This is a genomic window from Streptomyces sp. HUAS TT11 (assembly GCF_051553595.1).
Lineage (GTDB): Bacteria > Actinomycetota > Actinomycetes > Streptomycetales > Streptomycetaceae > Streptomyces.
Genome location: NZ_CP196184.1, coordinates 5,110,145 through 5,132,124 on the forward strand (window position 1 = coordinate 5,110,145; position 21,980 = coordinate 5,132,124).

A 21,980-nucleotide genomic window follows, 5' to 3' on the forward strand; every position below is an offset into this window, starting at 1 on the left:
GCGGGCCGTCCGGATGCATCCTGGGAGCATGACGGATCTCCAGGAGCCGCGGCCGGGGGCGGGCCACGGCGACACCGGTGGGTTGTACGCCGAGCTGCGCGCGGCGGTGCGGGGCGCGGTCGAGTTCGGCACGACCGCGAGGGCGCTGCACACCATGGACGCGTCCAACTACCGGCGGGAGCCGATCGGCGTGGTGGCGCCCCGCGACGCGGACGACGTGGCCGCGGTGCTGAGCGTGTGCCGGGAGCACGGCGTGCCGGTCGTCGCCCGCGGTGGCGGCACGTCGATCGCCGGGCAGGCGACGGGTACCGGCGTGGTGCTCGACTTCACCCGGCACATGAACGGGATCGTGTCCCTCGACCCCGAGGCGCGCACGGCGGTGGTGCAGCCGGGCCTGGTCCTGGACCGTCTCCAGGAGGCCGCCGCCCCGCACGGTCTGCGCTTCGGCCCGGATCCCTCCACGCACTCACGCTGCACGCTGGGCGGGATGATCGGCAACAACGCGTGCGGCTCCCACTCCGTGGCCTGGGGCACCACGGCCGACAGCGTGCGCGAGCTGTCGGTGCTCACCGCCCGGGGCGAGCCGCTGACCCCGGGCCGTGGCTGGCGGGGCGCACCCGACGGGCTGCGCCCCCTGGTGGAGGGCGGGTTGGCGCTGCTGCGCACGGGGTATCCGGTCCTGCCGCGCCGCATCTCCGGGTACGCGCTGGACGCGCTGCTCCCGGAGCGGGGCGCGGACGTGGCCCGCTCCTTCTGCGGTTCCGAGGGCACCCTGGGCGTGCTGACCGAGGCGGTCGTCGACCTCGTCCGGACCCCGCCCGCCCGTGTGCTCGCCGTGCTGGCGTACCCCGACGAGAGCGCGGCCGCCGAGGCGGCCGCCGGACTTCTGCCCTACCACCCGCTGACGGTGGAGGGCATGGCCGCCGATCTCGTGCCGCCGTCGGCCGGGCTGCCGCGGGGTGGCGCCTGGCTGTTCGTGGAGGTGGGCGGAGAGAGCGGGGCGCAGGCACGCGCGGCCGCGGAGGCGATCGTCCGGGCCGCGGACGTCACGGACGCGGTGGTGGTCGCGGATCCGGCCGGGCAGCGCGCGCTGTGGCGGCTGCGCGAGGACGCCAGCGGCACGGCGACGCGGACACCGGACGGTGCGGGAGAGGCCTGGCCGGGCTGGGAGGACTGTGCGGTGCCGCCGGCCCGGCTCGGCGACTACCTCCGGGACTTCCGGCGCCTGCTGGCCGACCACGGTCTGCGCGGCACTCCCTACGGCCACTTCGGGGACGGCTGCATCCACGTCCGCATCGACTTCGACCTCATGTCGGCGCGTGGCGTCGCCCGCTTCCGCCGCTTCTCCGAGGAGATCGCCGAACTGGTCGTCTCCCACGGCGGCTCGCTCTCCGGTGAGCACGGCGACGGCCAGGCGCGGGCGGAGCTGCTGCCGAAGATGTACGGACCGGACCTGGTCGCGCTGTTCGAGCGGGCCAAGGACATCTGGGACCCGGACGACCTGCTCAACCCGGGGATGCTGGTGCGCCCGGCCCGCCTCGACGAGAACCTGCGATTCGCGGTGCTCCCCCGCGAGCCGGTGGACGTCGTCTTCGGATACCCGGCGGACGGCGGCGACTTCTCGGCGGCGGTCCGCCGGTGCGTGGGCGTCGCCAAGTGCCGTACGACGGCGGTGGCCGGCGCGGGCGTGATGTGCCCCTCCTTCCGGGCGACCGGCGCGGAGGAGCACTCCACCCGCGGGCGGGCCCGGCTGCTGCACGAGATGCTGGCGGGCGAGGTGGTCACCGACGGCTGGCGTTCGACGGAGGTGCGGGACGCCCTGGACCTGTGCCTGTCCTGCAAGGGCTGCCGCACGGACTGCCCGGTCGGCGTCGACATGGCCACGTACAAGGCGGAGTTCCTGCACCACCACTACGCGGGGCGGCGCAGACCGGTCGCGCACTACGCGATGGGATGGCTGCCGGTGTGGCTCGGCGCGGTCGCCCGTACGAGGACCGCGCCGGTGGTCAACGCCCTCGCGTCCGCCGGGCTGCCCGCGGCGCTGGGCAGGCGACTGGGCGGGATCGCCCCCGAGCGGGGGATCCCGCGGCTCGCGCGGGAGACGTTCACCCGATGGTGGCGGCGGGAGTCCGGCGGGCCGGCGCGGAAGAGGACCGGGACGGACGGCGCTTCGCGTGTCGTGCTGTGGCCGGACACCTTCACGGAGCATCTGTCGCCGTCCGTGGGCAAGGCGGCCGTACGGGTGCTGGAGGCGGCGGGTCTGGACGTGGTCCTGCCGCCCGCGGTGCGCAACGGGCAGGGGTGGCCGGGCGGTGCCGGACCGAGGGCACGCCGCGGCCGGGTCTGCTGCGGTCTGACCTATGTCTCCACCGGCCAGCTGGACCGCGCCCGCACCGTCCTGCGCCGGACCCTCGACCTGATGGACCCCGTGCTCGCGGCCGGTCTGCCCGTGGTCGTCCTCGAGCCGAGCTGCGCGGCGGCGCTCCGCACCGACCTGCCGGATCTGCTGCACGACGATCCGCGGGCGGCCCGCCTCGCCTCCGCGGTGGTCACGTTCGCGGAGGCGCTGGAGCGCCTGGCCCCGGACTGGACTCCCCCCGGGGTGAACCGCCCGGTGGTCGGCCAGACCCACTGCCATCAGCACGCCGTCCTCGGCGAGGCGGCCGATCGCAGGCTGCGCGAGGCCGCGGGCCTGACCGGGGAGCTGAGCGGCGGTTGCTGCGGGCTGGCGGGCGACTTCGGATTCACCGAGGGCCACTTCGAGGTGTCGAAGGCGTGCGCGGAGGAGCAGTTGCTCCCGGCGGTGGCGGCGGCACCCGACGGCGCCGTGGTCCTGGCGGACGGCTTCTCCTGCCGCACCCAGCTGGAACAGCTCGCGGGCCGCACGGCGCGGCATCTGGCCGAGGTACTCGCGGAGGCGCTGGAACGAGCCCGGGGCGAGGGCACGAAGGAGTGACGACCAACGCGGTGAACTCCCGCCGATGGCGTGGCGGCACGGAAGGTCCTCGGAAGGATGGAGGTGCGGGGCCGAGCGGCCCTCGACCCGGCCGGTGAGCCGCGACACCCCGGCGCCCGGAGCCGGTCCCGGTCCGGCGCCCGTGACGGCGTCGGCCGTCACCCATCAGCACCCCAGGAGCACCCGCATGACCCTCCGTATCCGCCCCGTCTCGCGGGAAGAACACCTGGCCTTCATCGCCTCGTGTCCCTCCGCCAGCCATCTGCAACTGCCCTCCTGGGGCGATGTGAAGTCGGACTGGCAGGCGGAGAGCCTCGGCTGGTTCGAGGAGGACGGCGACGGGCGGCCGGTCGGTGCGGGCCTGGTCCTGCTGCGCCCGCTGCCGAAGCTCAAGCGGTACCTGGCCTATCTGCCCGAGGGCCCGGTCATCGACTGGTACGCGCCGGACCTCGACCGGTGGCTGCGGCCGCTGGTCGCCCATCTGAAGAGCCGCGGCGCCTTCTCGGTGAAGATGGGCCCGCCCGTGGTCGCGCGCCGCTGGAGCGCGGACGCCGTCAAGGCGGCGATCGCGGACCCGGGAGCACACCGGCTGCGCGACGTGCCGGCGACCGAGCACGAACCGCGCGCGGCCGAGGTCGCGGAGCGGCTGCGCCGCCTGGGCTGGCGGCAGACGGAGCCGGGCGGCTCGGAGGGCTTCGCAGCCGGCCAGCCCCGCTACGTCTTCCAGGTGCCGCTCGAGGGGCGGACGCTGGAGGACGTCCAGCGCGGTCTCAACCAGCAGTGGCGCCGCAATGTGAAGAAGGCCGAGAAGGCCGGCGTGAAGGTGGTCCGCGGTGGCTACGACGACCTGCCGGCCTTCTACGCCCTGTACACCGAGACCGCCCGGCGCGACCGTTTCCTCCCGCGCCCGCTGCCGTACTTCCAGCGGATGTGGACCGCGCTGACGGCCGAGGACCCGGACCGTATGCGGCTGTATCTCGCCCACCACGACGGCGAGGTCCTGGCCGCCGCGACGATGCTGAGGGTCGGTACGCACGTCTGGTACTCGTACGGCGCCTCCACCGGCCGCAGGCGCGAGGTCCAGCCGAACAACGCGATCCAGTGGCGCATGCTCACCGACGCCCACGAGGGGGGTGCCGCCGTCTACGACCTGCGGGGGATCACCGACACCCTGGAGGACTCCAACCACCTCCTGGGCCTGCTCCGCTTCAAGGTCGGCACGGGCGGGCAGGCGGTGGAGTATCTCGGCGAGTGGGACCTGCCGCTCAACCGCCTGCTGCACAAGGCGCTGGACCTGTACGTCTCCCGCCGGTGACGCTCATGCCTCCGGCTCGGCCACCGGGCCGCCCCGTCCGATCTGGGTCCGTACCGCGCCCATGCTCGCGGCGATGACCAGTGCGATGGCCGCCGCCTGACTCGCGTTCAGGGACTGGTCGAGCACCAGGAAACCGGCGGTCGCCGCGACCGCCGGCTCCAGGCTCATCAGGATGGCGAAGGTGGAGGCGGGCAGCCGGCGCAGGGCGAGCAGTTCCAGGGTGTAGGGCAGGACCGAGGAGAGGACCGCAACGGCCGCGCCCAGGCCGATCGTGGTCGGTACGAGCAGTTTCGCGCCCGACTCGGCGATCCCCAGCGGCACGAACACCACGGCCGCGACCGCCATCGCGAGTGCGAGCCCGTCGGCCTGCGGGAAGCGGCGTCCCGTGCGGGCGCTGAAGACGATGTACGCGGCCCACATCGCGCCCGCCGAGAGCGCGAAGCCGACGCCCGCCATGTCGAGGTCGCCGAAGCCCCCGCCGCCGAGCAGGAAGACGCCGGCGAGCGCGAGGCCCGCCCAGACCAGGTTCACCGCACGCCGGGAGGCGAGGACCGAGAGGGCCAGTGGGCCGAGGACCTCGAGGGTGACCGCGGGGCCCAGGGGGATGCGGTCCACGGCCTGGTAGAAGAGACCGTTCATCGCGGCCATGGTGACGCCGAAGACGACGACCGTGCCCCAGTCGGCGCGTGCGTGTCCGCGCAGCCGGGGCCGGCAGACCAGGAGCAGGACGACGGCCGCCACCACGAGTCGCAGGGCGACGACACCGAGCGCGCCGGCCCGCGGCATGAGGCTCACCGCGAGCGCCCCGCCGAACTGCACGGAGACACCTCCGGCGAGCACCAGACCCACGGGCCCGAGGGATCCCCGGCGGCGCGGTCCGCCGGACACCGGGTGCGCGGATGCCGGTCCGGTGACGACCGGGGCCGGGGTGGAGGGGGCGCTGGGCGTGTTCACGGGGCCTTCCAGTGCAGTTGACTCAGGGTTCGTTCAGCATCATGTACCTGCTGGTCCAGGGTAATGGACCACGTCAGGTGTGTGAACCCATGACGCGCCTGTACCGGACGGCCGGGCGTGGGTCAGCCGCCGTTCCGGGGAGTCCCGTCGTGGAACAGGGGTTCCTCGCCGCGGAGTTGGCCGCGCGGAGCGGCGCTGGGGCCGCCCGGCTCGAACGGGCCGGACGAGGGAGGGTGAGCAGTTCCACAGCGGCCGGTCGCCCGTGTGTACCCGCGGGGCACACCGCCGAGGGCGGCGTCCGCGTGGTCCGGCGGGAAGCCCGGGGGCGCCGCGTCCGTGGTCGGAGCCGCCCGGGTGAAGTGCGGCAGCCGCAGTTCCCCCGTGTCCGTCGGCGCGTTGTGCTGCGACCGGTGCAGCCGGGAGTACGCCCCGCCCCGGGCCAGCAGCTCGTCGTGCCGGCCGGTCTCGACGACGCGGCCCCGGTCGACGACGAGGACACGGTCGGCGTCCGGCGCCAGATTCAGATCATGGGTGATCATGATCGTCGTGCGTCCGGCCGTCAGCCGCCGCAGCGGTGCGAGGATCCGGCGCGCGGCCATCGCGTCCAGGCCCGTCGTCGGCTCGTCCAGGACCAGGACGGGCGCGTCGCGCAGGACGGCCCGGGCGATGCCGAGGCGCTGGAGCTGGCCCCCGGACAGACGGGCGGTGTGCGGATCGACCTCGGTGCCGTATCCCTCGGGGAGCCGCACGATGAACTCGTGCGCGTCGGCCGCCCGCGCCGCCTCGACGATCGCCCGGTCGCTCGCGCCCGGCCGGCCGCAGGCGATGTTCGCGCGGACCGTGTCGTGCAGGACGAGGGTCTCCTGCGGCAGGAGCGTGACGTATTCGCGCAGCCGGGCCAGCGGGAGGTCGCGGATCGGGGTGGAGTCGAGCAGGACCGAGCCGGAGTCGGGGTCGTAGAAGCGCAGCAGCATCTTGGCGACGGTGGACTTGCCCGCCCCGCTCGGTCCGGTGATGATCACCAGCTCCCCGGGGCGGACCGAGAAGGACAGCCCCTCGAGAACCGCCCGGTCCGCGCCGGGGTAGCGGAAGGTGATGTCGCGGACCTCCAGAGCACCGTCGGGCCGGCCGACCGCCGCCTCGCGGGAACGGGCCGGGTCGCCCACCGCGGGACGCGCGTCCAGGACCTCGATCAGCCGTTCCGCACCGGCCGTCGCCGCGGTGACGGTGAGCCCGAGCTGGGCGAGGCCGCGCACCGGCGGGTAGAGGTAGCCGAGGAAGGCGGCGAAGGCGAGGAGCCCGCCGAGCGTCATACGCCCGCTGGAGATCTCCCAGGTGCCCATGCCGATCACCGCGAGCACACACACCGTCTCGATGACCTGCACGAGCTGTTCGTACGCCTCGTTGAGGCGGGTGGAGCGGACGGAGGCGCGGAACCAGGCGGTCGCCTCCGCGGCCAGCCGCCTGCGCTCGGCGTCCCGGCGGTCGTACGCCTGGGTCAGCACGATGGTGCCGAGCGACTCCTCGACCACGGACGTGATCGCGCCGTCGGCGACCCGGCCGGCGCGTGAGACGTCCCTGACGGAGCCCGAGAAGCGGCGGGCCGCCAGCCAGAACAGCGGGGCGAGGACGAAGGCGGCCGCGGCCAGGTCCCACCGCAGCCAGAACGCGGCGACCGCGTAGAAGAGCGTGCTGAAGGCCGCCGAGGCGGCGCCGACGAGACCGGAGACGAGCATGGTCTCGATCGCCTCGACGTCACCCGTCAGCCGGGACAGCAGGTCGCCCTGCCGGTGCCGTTGGAAGAAGTGCGGCGGCAACTGCTGCACGTGGTCGAAGACATGCGCGCGCAGCCGCATCACGAAGCGCTCGGTCACCCACGCGGCGAGCGAGTTGCCCGCGTAGGTCACGACCGCGCCCGCGGCGGCGACGCCCAGCCATGTCAGGGCCGGGTCCCAGAAGGCGCTCAGCGAACCCTTCTGCAGGGCCCGGTCGGTGAGTTCACCGAACAGCAGGACGGCCCCGGTCTCGGCGAGCGCGGCCAGCACCGTGCACACCCACACGGTCACCAGCGCGGACCGCAGGCCCTCGGTCAGCGGCCAGAAGCGCCGGAAGGCGGTACGGGCGGGGATGGTGGGGATGCCGTCGTGCTGGTCGTCGTCCGCGTGTGCGCAGTGGTCCGTACCGGTCATGTCCACAAGGCTGTGTCAGCGGGATGTGGCGCCCGTCGGAAAACGGTCTGAAAATGCTGTGAAGTGCCGATCGAATCCGCCTCCTGTGATTGCGGGAGAGGGCCTGCGGTGCACCGCAGGCCCTCTCTCTCATTTCCTGATCAGTTGTGCCTGCCGGGCAGCGGCTTCGGTGCGTGCTTCTTCTTCGGCTTCGGCGACGGCGGGTGCGGAAGCTGCTTGGACTTGGGCTTGGAGGGCAGCGGGGCAAGCTTCTTGAAGCTCATTTCGACTCCTTGAGGGTTTTCCGTGCGGTGGTTCGAGAATTCTCTGCGGGCGGGTGAGTGAATTCCGGTTCGCTGTCCCGGGATTGTCTTCACCGCCCGATGTGGAAGAAACTACACGGCCCTGTTGGGGGAAATGGCGGAAAAAGGAGTGCGTGAGCTGTGAGTACCTGGGAGATCGCCGGCGTTCGGCGGGATCCGCTGGGTGTGCCCTGTGGCCGGGGGTGCCGGGCTGTGGGATCCCTGTGGCCCTGGATCCATGCAAGCGTGCTTGCTTGTTTCTTCGCCCGCTGCCATGCTCCCCACGCACATCGTCGTGCCCCGAGGGGAGCGCATCGTGTCCGACGCATCGTCCGTGATCGACGATCTGGGCCGGGAGAGTGAGGAACTCGACCGGCTCGTGGACGGGTTGGAGGAGTCCCGCTGGGCGCTCCCCACGCCCGCCCCGGGCTGGACCCTCGCCCACCAGATCGCGCACCTCGCCTGGACGGACCGGGCCGCACTGCTGGCCGTCACCGACCCCGAGGGGTTCGGCGCGGAGGTGGAGAAGGCGCTCGTATCCCCCGACACCTGGGTCGACGAGGCCGCGCGTGAGGGCGCGTCGTTGCCGCCCGCCCGGCTGCTGTCCGAGTGGCGCGAGGGCCGGGCCGCCCTCGACCGGGCACTGCGCACGGCGCCCTCCGGCACCCGCTTCCCCTGGTACGGGCCGCCCATGTCGGCCGCGTCCATGGCCACCGGCCGGCTGATGGAGACCTGGGCGCACGGACAGGACGTCGCCGACACGCTCGGCGTGGTGCGCGCTCCGACCGACCGGCTGCGCCATGTGGTCCGCATCGGGGTGCGGGCGCGCGACTTCGCCTTCGGGGTACGGGGGTTGAGCGCACCGACCCAGGAGTTCCGGGTGGAGCTGGTCGCGCCGTCGGGGAGCGACGTGTGGACGTACGGGCCGCAGGACGCCGTCCAGCGGGTGACCGGCCCCGCACTCGACTTCTGCCTGCTGGTGACCCGGCGCGCCCACCGGGCCGACCTCGCGGTCCGGGCCGAAGGGCCGGACGCCGACCGGTGGCTGGACATCGCGCAGGCGTTCGCGGGCCCGCCGGGTGCGGGACGGGAACCCAAGAGGTCGGGCCGGTGACCACCCGACCGCTGCGCATAGGCAACGCCTCCGGCTTCTACGGCGACCGCTTCGACGCGCTGCGCGAGATGCTCACCGGCGGCCCCCTCGACGTGGTCACCGGCGACTACCTCGCCGAGCTGACGATGCTGATCCTGGGCCGCGACCGCCTGAAGAACCCCGCGGGAGGCTATGCACGCACGTTCCTCGGCCAGTTGGAGGAGTGCCTGGGCCTCGCCCAGGAGCGGAACGTGCGGATCGTCACCAACGCCGGCGGCCTCAACCCGGCAGGACTGGCCGAGGCGGTGCGGGAGTCGGCCGACCGCCTGGGGATCCCGGTACGGGTGGCCCATGTCGAGGGCGACAACCTCACCCGCTCCTTCTCCCGGGACCCCGGCACGGGTCGGCCGGCGGCGCCCCCCGCGAGCCTCCTGGCCGCCCATGCCTACCTCGGCGGCCACGGCATCGCCGCGTGCCTGCGCGAGGGCGCCGACATCGTGGTCACCGGTCGTGTCACGGACGCCGCGCTCGTCGCCGGGCCCGCCCTCGCCCACTTCGACTGGGGGCCGGCGGAGTACGACCGGCTGGCGGGCGCGGTGGTCGCCGGACACGTCCTGGAGTGCGGGGCGCAGGCCACCGGGGGCAACTACGCCTTCTTCACCGCCCATTCGCCCGAATCACTGCGCCGGCCCGGCTTCCCGCTGGCCGAACTCCACGAGGACGGCAGCAGCGTGATCACCAAGCACGAGGGGACCGGTGGTGTCGTGGACGTCGGCACGGTCACGGCGCAGTTGCTGTACGAGACGGCCGGCGCCCGGTACGCGGGCCCCGATGTCACCGCACGCCTCGACTCGGTCCGCCTCACCCAGGAAGGGCCCGACCGGGTGCGGATCGAGGGCGTGCGGGGGGAGGCGCCGCCCCCGGCCCTGAAGGTCGGCCTGAACCGGATCGGCGGCTTCCGCAACGAGGTCGCCTTCGTGCTGACCGGGCTCGACATCGAGGCCAAGGCCGCGTTGGTGAGAGCGCAGATGGAGGCGGCTCTGGACGCGGCCGGGCGCCGCCCGGCACACGTGCGCTGGGACCTCGCCCGCACCGATCGCCCCGACGCCCCGACCGAGGAGACGGCGAGCGCCCTGCTCCGGCTGGTCGTGCGCGACCCGGCCGAGGAGACGGTGGGCCGGGCGCTCAGCGGCGCGGCGATCGAGCTGGCCCTCGCCAGTTACCCCGGCTTCCATGTGGTCGCCCCGCCGGGGAAGGGCTCCCCCTACGGAGTCTTCGAGTCGGCCCACGTACCCCGGGACACCGTGGACCATGCGGCGGTGCTCCACGACGGACGGCGGATCGCCGTGGCCCCGGCCGGCGACACCCGCGTCCTGGAAGAGGTGCCCGAGCCGCGCCTGCCGGAGCCGCCGGTCCCGGGACCGACCCGGCGCGCCCCCCTCGGCCTCGTCGCCGGGGCCCGCAGCGGGGACAAGGGCGGTGACGCCAATGTCGGGGTGTGGGTGCGCACCGAGGACGCCTGGCGGTGGCTCGCCCACACCCTGACCGTCGACCTCTTCCGTGAACTCCTGCCCGAGACGGCCGGTCTGAACGTCGTCCGTCATGTCCTGCCGAACCTGCGCGCCCTCAACTTCGTCGTCGAGGGGATCCTCGGCGAGGGCGTCGCCGCGCAGGCCCGATTCGACCCGCAGGCCAAGGGCCTCGGTGAATGGCTGCGCGCCCGCCACCTCGATCTGCCGGAGGCCCTCCTGTGACCGCCGCCCACCCGTCCGAGATCCCGGAGGCCCGCCCGTGACGGTCCTTTCCACCGCCGTGGACGTCGACGACCCCGACCATCGGGCCCATCGCGACGCCATGCTCGCCAAACTCGCCGAACTCGACGCCGAGCACGCCAAGGCGCTGGCGGGCGGCGGCGAGAAGTACGTCGAGCGGCACCGCGGGCGCGGCAAGCTGCTGGCCCGTGAGCGCATCGAGCTGCTGCTCGACCCGGACACCCCGTTCCTGGAGCTGTCCCCGCTCGCCGCCTGGGGCAGCGACTACACGGTCGGAGCCTCGCTGGTGACCGGCATCGGTGTCGTCGAGGGCGTCGAGTGCCTGATCACCGCCAACGACCCGACCGTGCGTGGCGGCGCCAGCAATCCGTGGAGCCTGAAGAAGGCGCTGCGCGCCAACGACATCGCGCTCGCCAACCGGCTGCCGTGCATCAGCCTCGTCGAGTCGGGCGGCGCCGACCTGCCGTCCCAGAAGGAGATCTTCATCCCCGGCGGGGCCATCTTCCGCGACCTCACGCGGCTGTCCGCGGCCGGAATACCCACGGTCGCGGTCGTCTTCGGGAACTCGACGGCCGGCGGCGCCTACATCCCGGGCATGTCCGACCACGTGATCATGGTCAAGGAGCGCGCCAAGGTCTTCCTCGGCGGCCCTCCGCTGGTGAAGATGGCCACCGGCGAGGAGAGCGACGACGAGTCCCTCGGCGGCGCCGAGATGCACGCACGGGTCTCGGGTCTCGCCGACTACTTCGCGGTCGACGAGCAGGACGCCCTGCGCCAGGCCCGCCGGGTCGTCGCCCGCCTCAACCACCGCAAGGCGTACCCCGATCCGGGTACGGCGATCCCGCCCGAGTACGACGCGGAGGAGCTCCTCGGCATCGTGCCCGGCGACCTGAAGGTGCCCTTCGACCCGCGCGAGGTGATCGCCCGGATCGTCGACGCCTCGGACTTCGACGAGTTCAAGCCGCTGTACGGCAGGAGCCTGTGCACCGGGTGGGCGAGCCTGCACGGCTATCCGATCGGGGTGCTGGCGAACGCCCAGGGGGTGCTCTTCAGCGAGGAGTCCCAGAAGGCGGCCCAGTTCATCCAGCTCGCCAACCAGCGGGACATCCCGCTGCTGTTCCTGCACAACACCACCGGCTACATGGTCGGCAAGGAGTACGAGCAGGGCGGGATCATCAAGCACGGCGCGATGATGATCAACGCGGTGTCCAACAGCCGGGTGCCGCATCTGTCCGTGCTCATGGGCGCCTCCTACGGGGCGGGGCACTACGGCATGTGCGGAAGGGCGTACGACCCGCGCTTCCTGTTCGCCTGGCCCAGCGCCAAGTCCGCCGTCATGGGGCCGCAGCAGCTCGCCGGCGTGCTCTCGATCGTCGCCCGGCAGTCCGCGGCGGCGAAGGGACGGCCCTACGACGAGGACGCCGACGCCGCCCTGCGCGCGATGGTGGAGCAGCAGATCGAGTCCGAGTCCCTGCCGATGTTCCTGTCCGGGCGACTGTACGACGACGGGGTCATCGATCCCCGCGACACCCGCACCGTCCTCGGCCTGTGCCTGTCCGCGATCCACACGGCGCCCTACGAGGGCGCGCGTGGCGGATTCGGCGTCTTCCGGATGTGAGGCCCGTGATTACTTCCGTTCTGGTGGCGAACCGCGGTGAAATCGCCTGCCGCATCGTCCGAACCTGTCGTGAGCTGGGTATCCGCACCGTCGCCGTGCACTCGGACGCCGATGCGGACGCGCTCCACACCCGGGTGGCCGACGCGGCGGTCCGGCTTCCCGGTGCGGCACCCGCCGAGACGTATCTGCGCGCCGACCTGATCGTGAAGGCCGCCCTCGCGGCGGGCGCCGACGCCGTCCACCCCGGGTACGGATTCCTCTCCGAGAACGCCGACTTCGCGCGCGCGGTGCTCGACGCGGGCCTGGTGTGGATCGGCGCCCCGCCGGAGGCGATCGAGGCGATGGCCTCGAAGACCCGGGCGAAGAAACTGATGGGCCTGGAACCACTGGCCGCGCCCACCGCCGAGGACCTGCCCGTCCTGGTCAAGGCGGCGGCCGGCGGCGGCGGGCGCGGCATGCGGGTCGTACGGGACCTTAACGCCCTGGACGCCGCGCTGACGGCGGCGCGCGCCGAGGCACTGGGCGCCTTCGGGGACGACGAGGTCTTCGTCGAGCCGTATGTCGAGGGGGGACGCCATGTCGAGGTGCAGGTCCTCGCCGACACGCACGGAACGGTGTGGGCGCTCGGCACCCGCGACTGCTCCCTCCAGCGACGACACCAGAAGGTGATCGAGGAGGCCCCGGCGCCGGGTCTGACGCCGGAACTCGCCGACCACTTGTGCGCGACGGCCGTACGGGCCGCCCGCGCGGTCGACTACGTGGGGGCGGGGACGGTGGAGTTCCTGGTCGAGGGCGACCGGGCGCACTTCCTCGAGATGAACACCCGGCTCCAGGTGGAACACCCGGTCACCGAGGCCGTGTTCGGGATCGACCTCGTGGCGCTGCAGATCCGGGTGGCCGAGGGAGCGGCCCTGGACGCAGAACCGCCGCAGGCACACGGACACGCGATCGAGGCCCGTCTCTACGCGGAGGACCCGGCACATCAGTGGGCCCCGCAGACCGGCACGCTGCACCGCCTCGCGGTCCCGGACGTGCGGCTGGACACCGGGTACGCGGACGGAGACACCATCGGCGTCCACTACGACCCGATGCTCGCCAAGGCCGTCGCGCACGCCCCCACGCGGGCGGAGGCGATCCGCAAGCTGGCAAGCGCCCTGGAGCGTGCGGACGTCCACGGCCCGGTGACCAACAGGGACCTGCTCGTCCGCTCCCTGCGGCACGGGGAGTTCACCACGGCCCGGATGGACACGGGCTTCTACGAACGGCACCTGCCCGAACTGACCGGGCCCGCGCCCGACCCGTACGCCGCCCTGGCCGCCGCGCTGGCGGACGCGCAGGGCCGCTCGCGGTTCGGCGGCTGGCGCAATCTGCCGTCGCAGCCGCAGACCAAGCGGTATCTGGTGGCGGGCGAGGAGCACGAGGTCCACTACCGGCACACACGGGAGGGCCTGTCGGCGGACGGGGTGCGCGTGGTGCACGCCGACTCCGGTCTCGTCGTCCTCGAAGTGGACGGGGTGCACCGGAGGTTCCGGGTGTCCCGGTACGGCGATCAGGTGTACGTCGGCCCGACCGCCCTCACTGCCCTGCCCCGCTTCCGGGCACCCACCACCGACCACGCCCCCGGGTCCCTGCTCGCGCCGATGCCGGGGACGGTCGTGCGGGTGGCCGAGGGCGTGAGCGTCGGAGCCGCCGTCGAGGCCGGCCAGCCGCTGCTCTGGCTGGAGGCGATGAAGATGGAGCACAGGATCACGGCGCCGGTCACCGGCACGCTGAGCGCTCTCCACGCCAGTCCCGGCCGGCAGGTCGAGGTCGGGACATTGCTGGCCGTGGTGGAGTCCGCCCCGTGAGGGGGCCGGGGAACCGCGCGAGCAACCACGTCAACTCCGCACTCGGGAGACCAGCATGAGTCCCGTCATCGAGACCGACGAACAGCGAGCCCTGCGCTCGGCCGTGGCCGCCCTCGGCAAGCGCTACGGCCGCGACTACCTCTCCACCGTCATCGCCGAGAACCGCCACCCCACCGAACTCTGGTCCGAGGCGGCCGAACTGGGCTATCTCGGCGTCAACCTCCCGGAGGCCTACGGCGGCGGGGGCGAAGGCATAGCCGAACTCGCCATCGTGCTTGAGGAGCTGGGCGCAGCGGGCTGCCCCCTGCTCATGCTCGTCGTCTCGCCGGCGATCTGCGGCACCGTCATCTCCCGCTTCGGCACGGAGGCGCAGAAGCGCCGCTGGCTGCCGGGCCTGGCGGACGGCACCCGCACCATGGCCTTCGGCATCACGGAACCCGACGCCGGCTCCAACTCGCACCGCATCACCACCACCGCACGCCGTGACGGCGCCGACTGGGTCCTCACCGGCCGCAAGGTGTTCATCTCCGGCGTCGACATCGCCGACGAGACCCTGATCGTCGGCCGCACCCAGGACGCCCGGACCGGACGGCTCAAGCCCTGTCTGTTCGTCGTCCCGCGGGACACGCCGGGCTTCGGGCGGCGCCGGATCGACATGGAACTCTCCGGCGCCGAGAAGCAGTTCGAGCTGACCCTGGACGACGTGCGGCTGCCCGCCGACGCGCTCGTCGGCGACGAGGACGCGGGACTGCTCCAGCTGTTCGCCGGGCTCAACCCCGAGCGTGTGATGACCGCCGCCTTCGCGATCGGCATGGGCCGCTACGCGCTTTCCCGTGCCGTCGAGTACGCCCGGGACCGCACCGTCTGGAAGCAGCCCATCGGCGCCCACCAGGCGATCGCGCATCCCCTCGCCCAGGCGCACATCGACCTGGAACTCGCCCGTCTGATGATGCAGAAGGCGGCATTCCTGTACGACTGCGGTGACGACGTCGGCGCGGGCGAGGCCGCGAACATGGCCAAGTACGCGGCGGGGGAGGCCTGTGTGAAGGCCGTCGACCAGGCCGTGCACACCCTCGGCGGCAACGGGCTGACGCGGGAGTTCGGACTGGCCTCGCTCATCACGGCGGCGCGCGTGTCTCGTATCGCACCGGTGAGCCGGGAGATGATTCTCAACTACGTCTCCCACCAGACCCTGGGGCTGCCGAAGTCCTACTAGCCCCGCAGCCGTACCGCAGTCGTACAGAGTCGTACGAGGAGGAACCGTGTTCCGAAGCCAGTATGCGGACGTGCCGGCCGTCGAGGTGCCCATCCACGACGCGGTGCTCGGCCGGGCCGCCGAGTTCGGTGAACTGCCCGCCCTGATCGATGGGGTGGACGGCACGATGCTCACCTACGAGCAACTCGACCGGTTCCACCGGCGGTTGGCCGCCGCTCTCGCCGAGGCAGGTGTGCGCAAGGGCGATGTCCTCGCCCTGCACAGCCCCAACACCATCGCCTTCCCGACCGCCTTCTACGCCGCCACGCGCGCGGGGGCCTCGGTCACGACCGTGCACCCTCTCGCCACTGTCGAGGAACTCGCCAAGCAGCTGCGTGACTCGGGCGCCCGCTGGCTCATCACCGTGTCGCCCCTCCTGGACACGGCACGCACGGCCGCCGACAAGGCGGGCGGAGTGCAGGAGATCTTCGTCTGCGACAGCGCGCCCGGGCACCGCTCCCTGATCGACATGCTGGCGACCGCCGCACCCGAACCCGAGGTCGACGTGGACCCGGTGGAGGACGTCGCCGTCCTCCCGTACTCGTCCGGGACCACGGGCATGCCCAAGGGCGTGATGCTCACGCACCGTCAGATAGCCACCAATCTCGCCCAGATCCGCCCGCTCATCGGGACGGGGCCGGGCGAGCGCATCCTCGCCGTGCTGCCCTTCTTCCACATCTACGGCATGACGGCCCTGATGAACGCACCCCTGCGGCAGGGGGCCACCGTCGTGGTGCTGCCGCGCTTCGATCTGGACACCTTCCTGGCGTCCATCCAGAACCACCGCATCACCGGTCTGTACGTGGCGCCGCCGATCGTGCTGGCCCTCGCCAAGCACCCGACCGTCGCGCACTACGACCTGTCGTCCCTGAAATACATCATCAGCGCCGCGGCTCCCCTGGACGCGAGCCTCGCGGTGGCCTGCGCCGAGCGGCTCGGCCTGCCGCCCATCGGCCAGGGCTACGGCATGACGGAGCTGTCCCCGTGCACCCATGTCGTACCCCTGGACGCCCGCGACGCTCCCCCCGGCACGGTCGGCAAGCTCGTCGCCGGCACCGAGATGCGCATCCTCTCCCTCGACGATCCCGGCAAGGACCTCGGCGTCGGCGAGACCGGCGAGATCGCCGTCCGCGGTCCCCAGGTGATGAAGGGCTACCTGGGACAGCCCGGAGCGACCGACGCGATGATCGACCGGAACGGCTGGCTGCACACCGGGGACATCGGCCATGTGGACGGCGACGGCTGGCTCTTCGTCGTGGACCGGGTCAAGGAACTCATCAAGTACAAGGGATTCCAGGTGGCGCCCGCCGAACTGGAGGCGCTCCTGCTGACCCACCCGAAGATCGGGGACGCCGCCGTCATCGGTGTCTACGACGACGACAACAACGAGGTCCCGCACGCTTTCGTGGTACGGCAGCCGGGCGCGGAGGAGCTCTCCGCGGGCGAGGTCATGATGTACGTCGCCGAACGTGTCGCCCCCTACAAACGGGTCCGGCGGGTCACCTTCGTAGACGGAGTACCGCGGGCCGCGTCCGGGAAGATCCTCCGCCGGCAGCTCAGGGAGCGCTCGTGAGCGAACTCGTCCACACCGCGGACGACCGCGGTGTCACCACCGTCACCCTCGACTCGCCCGGCAACCGCAACGCCCTGTCGGGCGCGCTCGTCGGCGCCCTGGCGGCGGCGCTCACCCGCTGCGGCAAGGACGACGACATACGGGCCGTCGTCCTCACCCACACCGGGAACACCTTCTGCGCGGGCGCCGATCTGCGCGACCCACCGCACCCGGACGCCCTGGTCGGACTGCTGCGCCAGATCGTCGAACTGCGCAAACCCGTGGTCGCCCGGGTGAGGGGGCACGTTCGGGCGGGCGGCCTCGGGCTGCTGGGCGCCTGCGACATCGCGGCCGCCTCCGCACAGGCCACCTTCGCCTTCACCGAGGTGCGCATCGGAGTCGCCCCGGCCGTCATCTCCCTGCCCCTGCTGCCGCGCACGGACCCCCGCGCCCTCGCCCGCTACTACCTCACCGGCGAACGCTTCGATGCCGCCGAGGCCGTGCGCACCGGGCTGCTCACCGCGGCGGGCGACGACGTCGATGCGGTGCTCGCGCCGATGCTCGACGGGCTGCGCAGGGCTTCGCCCCAGGGGCTGGCCGAGACAAAACGACTGCTCACGGCTAGTGTGCGGGAGACCTTCGACCGGGACGCGGCCGAACTGACCGCGCTCTCGGCCCGGCTGTTCTCCTCGCCGCAGGCCCGCGAGGGGATGACGGCCTTCCTCGAGCGACGGGACCCCGCATGGGTGGTGTGAACGCGGTCGAACGCGTTCCCAAACAGGACCGCAGCCGGGCCACCCGGCAGCGGCTCCTGGAGGCCGCCGTGGCCTGTCTCGCCGAACACGGCTGGGCGGGCTCCACGGTCCTGGTCGTCGCCGAACGCGCCGGCGTCTCCCGGGGCGCTGCACAACACCACTTCCCCACCCGTGAGGACCTGTTCACGGCCGCCGTCGAGTACGTCGCCGAGGAGCGCTCCACGGCGATACGGGACCTGTTCCCGCAGGGGGCGGCCGACCGCCGTGCGGTGGTCGCCGCCCTCGTCGACCTGTACACCGGGCCGCTGTTCCGTGCCGCTCTGCATCTGTGGGTCGCCGCCTGTGACGAGGACCAGCTGCGGCCGCGCGTGACGGAGCTGGAGGCCCGGGTCGGCCGCGAGACCCACCGCATCGCCGTGGACCTGCTCGGCGCCGACGAATCACGTCCCGGCGTCCGTGAAACCGTCCAGGGGCTGCTCGACATGGCCCGCGGCCTCGGTCTGGCCAACCTGCTCACCGACGACGGGGCCCGCCGGGACCGGGTGGTGGCCCAGTGGGCCGTGCTGCTGGAGGAGGCGCTGGGCTGAGAGCGGCCCACCCTCCGCGGCCGTTGTGCGCGGCCCGTCCGTTCCGCGCACCCCGCAGTACCCTTGCCCACATGCCTCCGATGCTCGTCCGACGCCGCCACGTGGACTACGTGCGCGTCACGAGCATGGGCTGTCGGCCTTCCGCCTGACCCAGCCCCCTCTTCCTCCCCCGGTGGCACCCAGGGCTCCGCCCCATCCCCCGCGGACGCTCCAGCCCCCGTAGACCCTGCGGACGCACCCCATGACGAACCCGTCGTACGACCAGCTCCCGATCATCGATCTCTCCGCCGCCGACCGCGGCCCCCAGGCGCGGGCGCTGCTGCACGCCCAGCTGCACAGCGCCGCCCATGACGTCGGCTTCTTCCAGCTCGTCGGGCACGGTGTCACCCGGGCCGAGACCGATGCCCTGCTCGACGCCGTGCACGCCTTCTTCGCGCTCCCGGCGGCCGACCGCCTCGCCCTCGACAACGTGAACTCGCCGCACTTCCGCGGCTACACCCGCATCGGTGACGAACGCACCGGCGGCACCCGCGACTGGCGCGACCAGCTCGACATAGGCGCCGAACGACCCGCCCGCGCACCCGGCCCGGGCGAGCCCGCCTACTGGTGGCTGCAGGGCCCCAACCAGTGGCCGGGCGCCCTGCCCGAACTGCGGACCGCCGTGCTCGCCTGGATCGACCGGCTCGGCGCGGTCGCCCGGCGGCTGCTGCACGAGCTCCTCACCGCGATCGGCGCGCCCGCCGGCTTCTACGACCCGGTCTTCGGCGACCGTGCGCACCCGCACCTCAAGCTCGTGCGCTATCCCGGGAGCGCCGGCGACGGCGCCGACCAGGGGGTCGGCGCCCACAAGGACTACGGATTCCTGACCCTGCTGCTCCAGGACCGGATCGGCGGACTCCAGGTGCAGCGCGCGGACGGACTCTTCCACGACGTTCCGCCACTGGAGGGAGCGTTCGTGGTCAACCTCGGTGAGCTGCTGGAGGTGGCGACCGACGGCTATCTGATCGCGACCAACCACCGGGTCGTCAGCCCGCCCGGCGCCGCCGAGCGGTTCTCCGTGCCGTTCTTCTTCAACCCTCGTCTGGACGCCCGCGTGGAGCCGCTGCCCTTCCCGCACGCCGCCACCGCGCCCGGCGTCACCGACGACCCGGCCAACCCGCTGTTCGCGGAGTACGGCTTCAACGAGCTGAAGGGCAAGGTGCGGGCGCACCCGGCGGCAGCGGCCCGGCATCACGCGGATCTGCTGAGCCCCGTGTGACGCGCCACGGCTCCGCGCCCCTTCCGGGGACGCGGAGCCGTGGCGCGTGCGGGTCGGCGAACGGGGTGCCCCCGCCCGGGGCGCTAGCGTGCGATGTCCGCGTAGCCCTCGATCTCCTGGGGGCCGCGCGGGCCGGGACCGACATAGCGCGCGGACGGCCGTACCAGCCGGCCCGTGCGCTTCTGCTCCAGGATGTGCGCCGACCAGCCCGCCGTACGGGCACAGGTGAACATCGACGTGAACATGTGCGCCGGGACCTCGGCGAAGTCCAGCATGATCGCCGCCCAGAACTCCACGTTCGTGGCGAGGACACGGTCGGGACGGCGGTTGTGCAACTCCTCCAGGGCCGCCTTCTCCAGCGCCTCCGCGATCTCGAAGCGCGGAGCCCCGAGCTCACGGGCCGTACGACGCAGCACACGGGCACGCGGGTCCTCGGCGCGGTACACCCGGTGTCCGAAGCCCATCAGCCGCTCGCCCTGGTCGAGGGCGCGCTTCACATAGGCCTCGGCGTCACCGGTGCGCTCGATCTCCTCGATCATGCCGAGCACCCGCGAGGGCGCACCGCCGTGCAGCGGACCGGACATGGCGCCCACCGCGCCGGACAGCGCGGCGGCGACGTCGGCGCCCGTGGACGCGATGACCCGGGCCGTGAAGGTGGAGGCGTTCATGCCGTGCTCGGCGGCGGACGTCCAGTAGGCGTCGACGGCCGCCACATGCTTCGGGTCCGGCTCGCCCCGCCAGCGGATCATGAACCGCTCCACGACGGAGTGCGCCTTGTCGATCTCGCTCTGCGGCACCATCGGCAGCCCCTGACCGCGCGCCGACTGGGCGACGTACGACAGGGCCATGACGGCGGCGCGGGCCAGGTCCTTGCGGGCCTGCTCGGCGTCGATGTCCAGGAGCGGCTTCAGACCCCACACCGGAGCGAGCATGGCGAGCGCCGACTGCACGTCCACACGGATGTCACCGGAGTGCACGGGGATGGGGAAGGGCTCGGCGGGCGGCAGGCCGGGATTGAAGGCGCCGTCGACCAGCAGCCCCCAGACGTTGCCGAAGGAGACGTGGCCCACCAGTTCCTCGATGTCGACGCCCCGGTACCGCAGGGCACCGCCCTCCTTGTCCGGTTCGGCGATCTCCGTCTCGAACGCGACGACTCCCTCGAGCCCGGGTACGAAGTCGGACATCAGGCGGCTCCTCGTGATGTGTGCGGCGGATGTGGTCTGTGGGGTTCCCGTCGGCCGCGTCCACGAGCCGCTGGGACTGAGGTGGTGGACGTCGGCTGTCAGGGGGAGGTGCGCCGTTCCGGTTCCGCGGTCGCTGACCAAGGACTCGCGGTCCGAAACGGTCAATCCGGTGATGCCCCGATCGGTCGGCGGTCACCCAACCCGAACGGCATCTGCACGATATCCCCGAGTGCCACCTTTGGGGAGAGGTGGCGGCACTCAGTGCCACGCAGTGATGAACCGCACCCCTTCGAAGTGCCAAGGGCATGGGGCAAGATGACCGGGTGACCGACCGCTACCCGGACGAACCCGCATCAGCCGAACCGCCCGCCGCCTCCGCCGCGGAGCCGGAGCTCGAACCCATCGTCGAACGTGCGGCGGCCCAGGGCCCCGCCGAGGACCTGGCGCACGACCCCGCCGAGATGCGGGCGCACTACCGTGCCGAAGGGCTCGACGCGTCGTCGCTCGCCGCCGCGCCGATGGAGCAGTTCGCCCGCTGGTTCAAGCAGGCGGCACAGGCCGCGGTGGCCGGGATGATCTACGAGCCGAACGCGATGGTGGTCGCCACGGCGGACGCGGACGGCCTGCTCAGTTCCCGCACGGTGCTGATGAAGGGCTATGACGCGCGGGGCTTCGTCTTCTACACCAACTACGAGTCCCGCAAGGCCCGGGACCTGGCGGTCAACCCGCACATCTCGCTGCTCTTCCCATGGCATCCGATGGCCCGCCAGGTGATCGTCACCGGCACCGCCCACCGCACCGGCCGCGAGGAGACGACCGCCTACTTCCGCACCCGCCCGCACGGCTCCCGGCTCGGTGCCTGGGCCAGCGCGCAGTCCTCGGTGATCGCCTCGCGTACGGAGCTCGACACCGCGTACGAGCGTCTGAGCGCCCGCTATCCCGAGGGCTCCGAGGTTCCCGTTCCGCCGAACTGGGGCGGTTTTCGCGTCACGCCCCGGACGGTCGAGTTCTGGCAGGGCCGGGAGAACCGCCTCCACGACCGCCTCCGCTATGTCGCCCAACCGGACGGCACCTGGCGGGTGGAGCGGCTGAGTCCGTGAGGTCACCGGGCCGCCGCCGGGCGGCACGTCAGGGGAGCGGCCGCCCGTGAACGCAGACGACCCGCGAGCTCGGGTCCCCCTGCCTGACGGCGGGGGAGCCGGCCGGACGTACCGGCGAGCTCGCGGGTCGGGTGACTGCGTTGGATTAGGCCGGCTGCGCGCTTATCGCACGCGCGGGTCCGGCGCCGAACCGAGTACGACGGCGGGCCACTAGCCCGCAGTCACCTCTTCCGTCCGGTATTCATACATCTGCCGAACCACCTC

The 21,980-nt window shown here is 72.7% G+C and carries 16 protein-coding genes; 12 read left to right on the forward strand and 4 right to left on the reverse strand.

What is annotated here, in order from left to right:
- Positions 1–28: 28 nt before the first annotated feature.
- Both ACSHXN_RS22945 and ACSHXN_RS22950 read left to right on the forward strand, forming a co-directional pair.
- A complete protein-coding gene (locus ACSHXN_RS22945; protein ID WP_438303618.1) occupies positions 29–2,956 on the forward strand; it encodes an FAD-binding and (Fe-S)-binding domain-containing protein in 2,928 nt (975 codons plus the stop codon).
- A gap of 187 nt (positions 2,957–3,143) precedes the next feature.
- A complete protein-coding gene (locus ACSHXN_RS22950; RefSeq protein ID WP_355131974.1) occupies positions 3,144–4,271 on the forward strand; it encodes a lipid II:glycine glycyltransferase FemX in 1,128 nt (375 codons plus the stop codon).
- A gap of 3 nt (positions 4,272–4,274) precedes the next feature.
- Here ACSHXN_RS22950 and ACSHXN_RS22955 read toward each other — a convergent pair whose 3' ends face one another.
- From ACSHXN_RS22955 to ACSHXN_RS22965, 3 genes are all read right to left on the reverse strand, one after another.
- Complete coding sequence (locus tag ACSHXN_RS22955) at positions 4,275–5,225, reverse strand: EamA family transporter (RefSeq protein ID WP_355131973.1); 951 nt, start codon at positions 5,223–5,225, stop codon at positions 4,275–4,277.
- A 122-nt stretch (positions 5,226–5,347) separates the two neighbouring features.
- A complete protein-coding gene (locus ACSHXN_RS22960; protein WP_355131972.1) occupies positions 5,348–7,414 on the reverse strand; it encodes an ABC transporter ATP-binding protein in 2,067 nt (688 codons plus the stop codon).
- 140 nt (positions 7,415–7,554) lie between these two features.
- Positions 7,555–7,677, reverse strand: a complete 123-nt coding sequence (locus ACSHXN_RS22965; RefSeq protein ID WP_355131971.1) for a hypothetical protein — start codon at positions 7,675–7,677, stop codon at positions 7,555–7,557.
- Positions 7,678–8,011: 334 nt separating this feature from the next.
- Here ACSHXN_RS22965 and ACSHXN_RS22970 point away from each other — a divergent pair, with 334 nt between their 5' ends.
- The 9 genes from ACSHXN_RS22970 to ACSHXN_RS23010 all read left to right on the forward strand — a co-directional run bounded on the left by ACSHXN_RS22970 (position 8,012) and on the right by ACSHXN_RS23010 (position 19,432).
- Positions 8,012–8,809, forward strand: coding sequence for a TIGR03084 family metal-binding protein (locus ACSHXN_RS22970; protein ID WP_356108510.1), 798 nt, complete (start codon positions 8,012–8,014; stop codon positions 8,807–8,809).
- Positions 8,806–10,542 carry an acyclic terpene utilization AtuA family protein gene (locus ACSHXN_RS22975; protein ID WP_356108507.1) on the forward strand — a complete coding sequence of 579 codons (1,737 nt, stop codon included), beginning with the start codon at positions 8,806–8,808 and terminating at the stop codon, positions 10,540–10,542. Before ACSHXN_RS22970 ends, ACSHXN_RS22975 begins: the two co-directional genes overlap by 4 nt.
- Positions 10,543–10,579: 37 nt before the next feature.
- On the forward strand, positions 10,580–12,178 hold the full coding sequence (locus tag ACSHXN_RS22980; RefSeq protein WP_356108504.1) for an acyl-CoA carboxylase subunit beta: 1,599 nt from the start codon (positions 10,580–10,582) through the stop codon (positions 12,176–12,178).
- A gap of 5 nt (positions 12,179–12,183) precedes the next feature.
- Positions 12,184–14,025, forward strand: a complete 1,842-nt coding sequence (locus ACSHXN_RS22985; protein WP_355131967.1) for an acetyl/propionyl/methylcrotonyl-CoA carboxylase subunit alpha — start codon at positions 12,184–12,186, stop codon at positions 14,023–14,025.
- A 55-nt stretch (positions 14,026–14,080) separates the two neighbouring features.
- A complete protein-coding gene (locus tag ACSHXN_RS22990; protein ID WP_355131966.1) occupies positions 14,081–15,241 on the forward strand; it encodes an acyl-CoA dehydrogenase family protein in 1,161 nt (386 codons plus the stop codon).
- A 46-nt stretch (positions 15,242–15,287) separates the two neighbouring features.
- Complete coding sequence (locus ACSHXN_RS22995) at positions 15,288–16,853, forward strand: 4-coumarate--CoA ligase family protein (protein ID WP_355131965.1); 1,566 nt, start codon at positions 15,288–15,290, stop codon at positions 16,851–16,853.
- Entirely contained in the window at positions 16,850–17,587 is a 738-nt protein-coding gene (locus ACSHXN_RS23000; protein WP_355131964.1) for an enoyl-CoA hydratase family protein, read from the forward strand. The genes ACSHXN_RS22995 and ACSHXN_RS23000 overlap by 4 nt, the downstream gene beginning before the upstream one ends.
- Entirely contained in the window at positions 17,575–18,174 is a 600-nt protein-coding gene (locus tag ACSHXN_RS23005; RefSeq protein WP_355131963.1) for a TetR/AcrR family transcriptional regulator, read from the forward strand. Before ACSHXN_RS23000 ends, ACSHXN_RS23005 begins: the two co-directional genes overlap by 13 nt.
- 241 nt (positions 18,175–18,415) lie before the next feature.
- Positions 18,416–19,432: an isopenicillin N synthase family dioxygenase gene (locus ACSHXN_RS23010; RefSeq protein WP_356108496.1), complete on the forward strand. Its 1,017-nt coding sequence runs from the start codon at positions 18,416–18,418 to the stop codon at positions 19,430–19,432.
- Positions 19,433–19,515: 83 nt separating this feature from the next.
- Here ACSHXN_RS23010 and ACSHXN_RS23015 read toward each other — a convergent pair whose 3' ends face one another.
- A complete protein-coding gene (locus ACSHXN_RS23015; RefSeq protein ID WP_355797574.1) occupies positions 19,516–20,616 on the reverse strand; it encodes a citrate synthase 2 in 1,101 nt (366 codons plus the stop codon).
- A gap of 461 nt (positions 20,617–21,077) precedes the next feature.
- Here ACSHXN_RS23015 and pdxH point away from each other — a divergent pair, with 461 nt between their 5' ends.
- Positions 21,078–21,716, forward strand: a complete 639-nt coding sequence (pdxH, locus tag ACSHXN_RS23020) for a pyridoxamine 5'-phosphate oxidase (RefSeq protein WP_355132082.1) — start codon at positions 21,078–21,080, stop codon at positions 21,714–21,716.
- The last annotated feature ends 264 nt before the right edge of the window (positions 21,717–21,980 follow it).

Coding starts and splice junctions, on each gene's coding strand:
- ACSHXN_RS23010 (WP_356108496.1), top strand. CDS start 18,416: ATGACGAACCCGTCGTACGACCAGCTCCCGATCATCGATCTCTCCGCC.
- ACSHXN_RS22960 (WP_355131972.1), bottom strand. CDS start 7,414: ATGACCGGTACGGACCACTGCGCACACGCGGACGACGACCAGCACGAC.
- ACSHXN_RS23005 (WP_355131963.1), top strand. CDS start 17,575: ATGGGTGGTGTGAACGCGGTCGAACGCGTTCCCAAACAGGACCGCAGC.
- pdxH (WP_355132082.1), top strand. CDS start 21,078: ATGCGGGCGCACTACCGTGCCGAAGGGCTCGACGCGTCGTCGCTCGCC.
- ACSHXN_RS22990 (WP_355131966.1), top strand. CDS start 14,081: ATGAGTCCCGTCATCGAGACCGACGAACAGCGAGCCCTGCGCTCGGCC.
- ACSHXN_RS22950 (WP_355131974.1), top strand. CDS start 3,144: ATGACCCTCCGTATCCGCCCCGTCTCGCGGGAAGAACACCTGGCCTTC.
- ACSHXN_RS22965 (WP_355131971.1), bottom strand. CDS start 7,677: ATGAGCTTCAAGAAGCTTGCCCCGCTGCCCTCCAAGCCCAAGTCCAAG.
- ACSHXN_RS22945 (WP_438303618.1), top strand. CDS start 29: ATGACGGATCTCCAGGAGCCGCGGCCGGGGGCGGGCCACGGCGACACC.
- ACSHXN_RS23015 (WP_355797574.1), bottom strand. CDS start 20,616: ATGTCCGACTTCGTACCCGGGCTCGAGGGAGTCGTCGCGTTCGAGACG.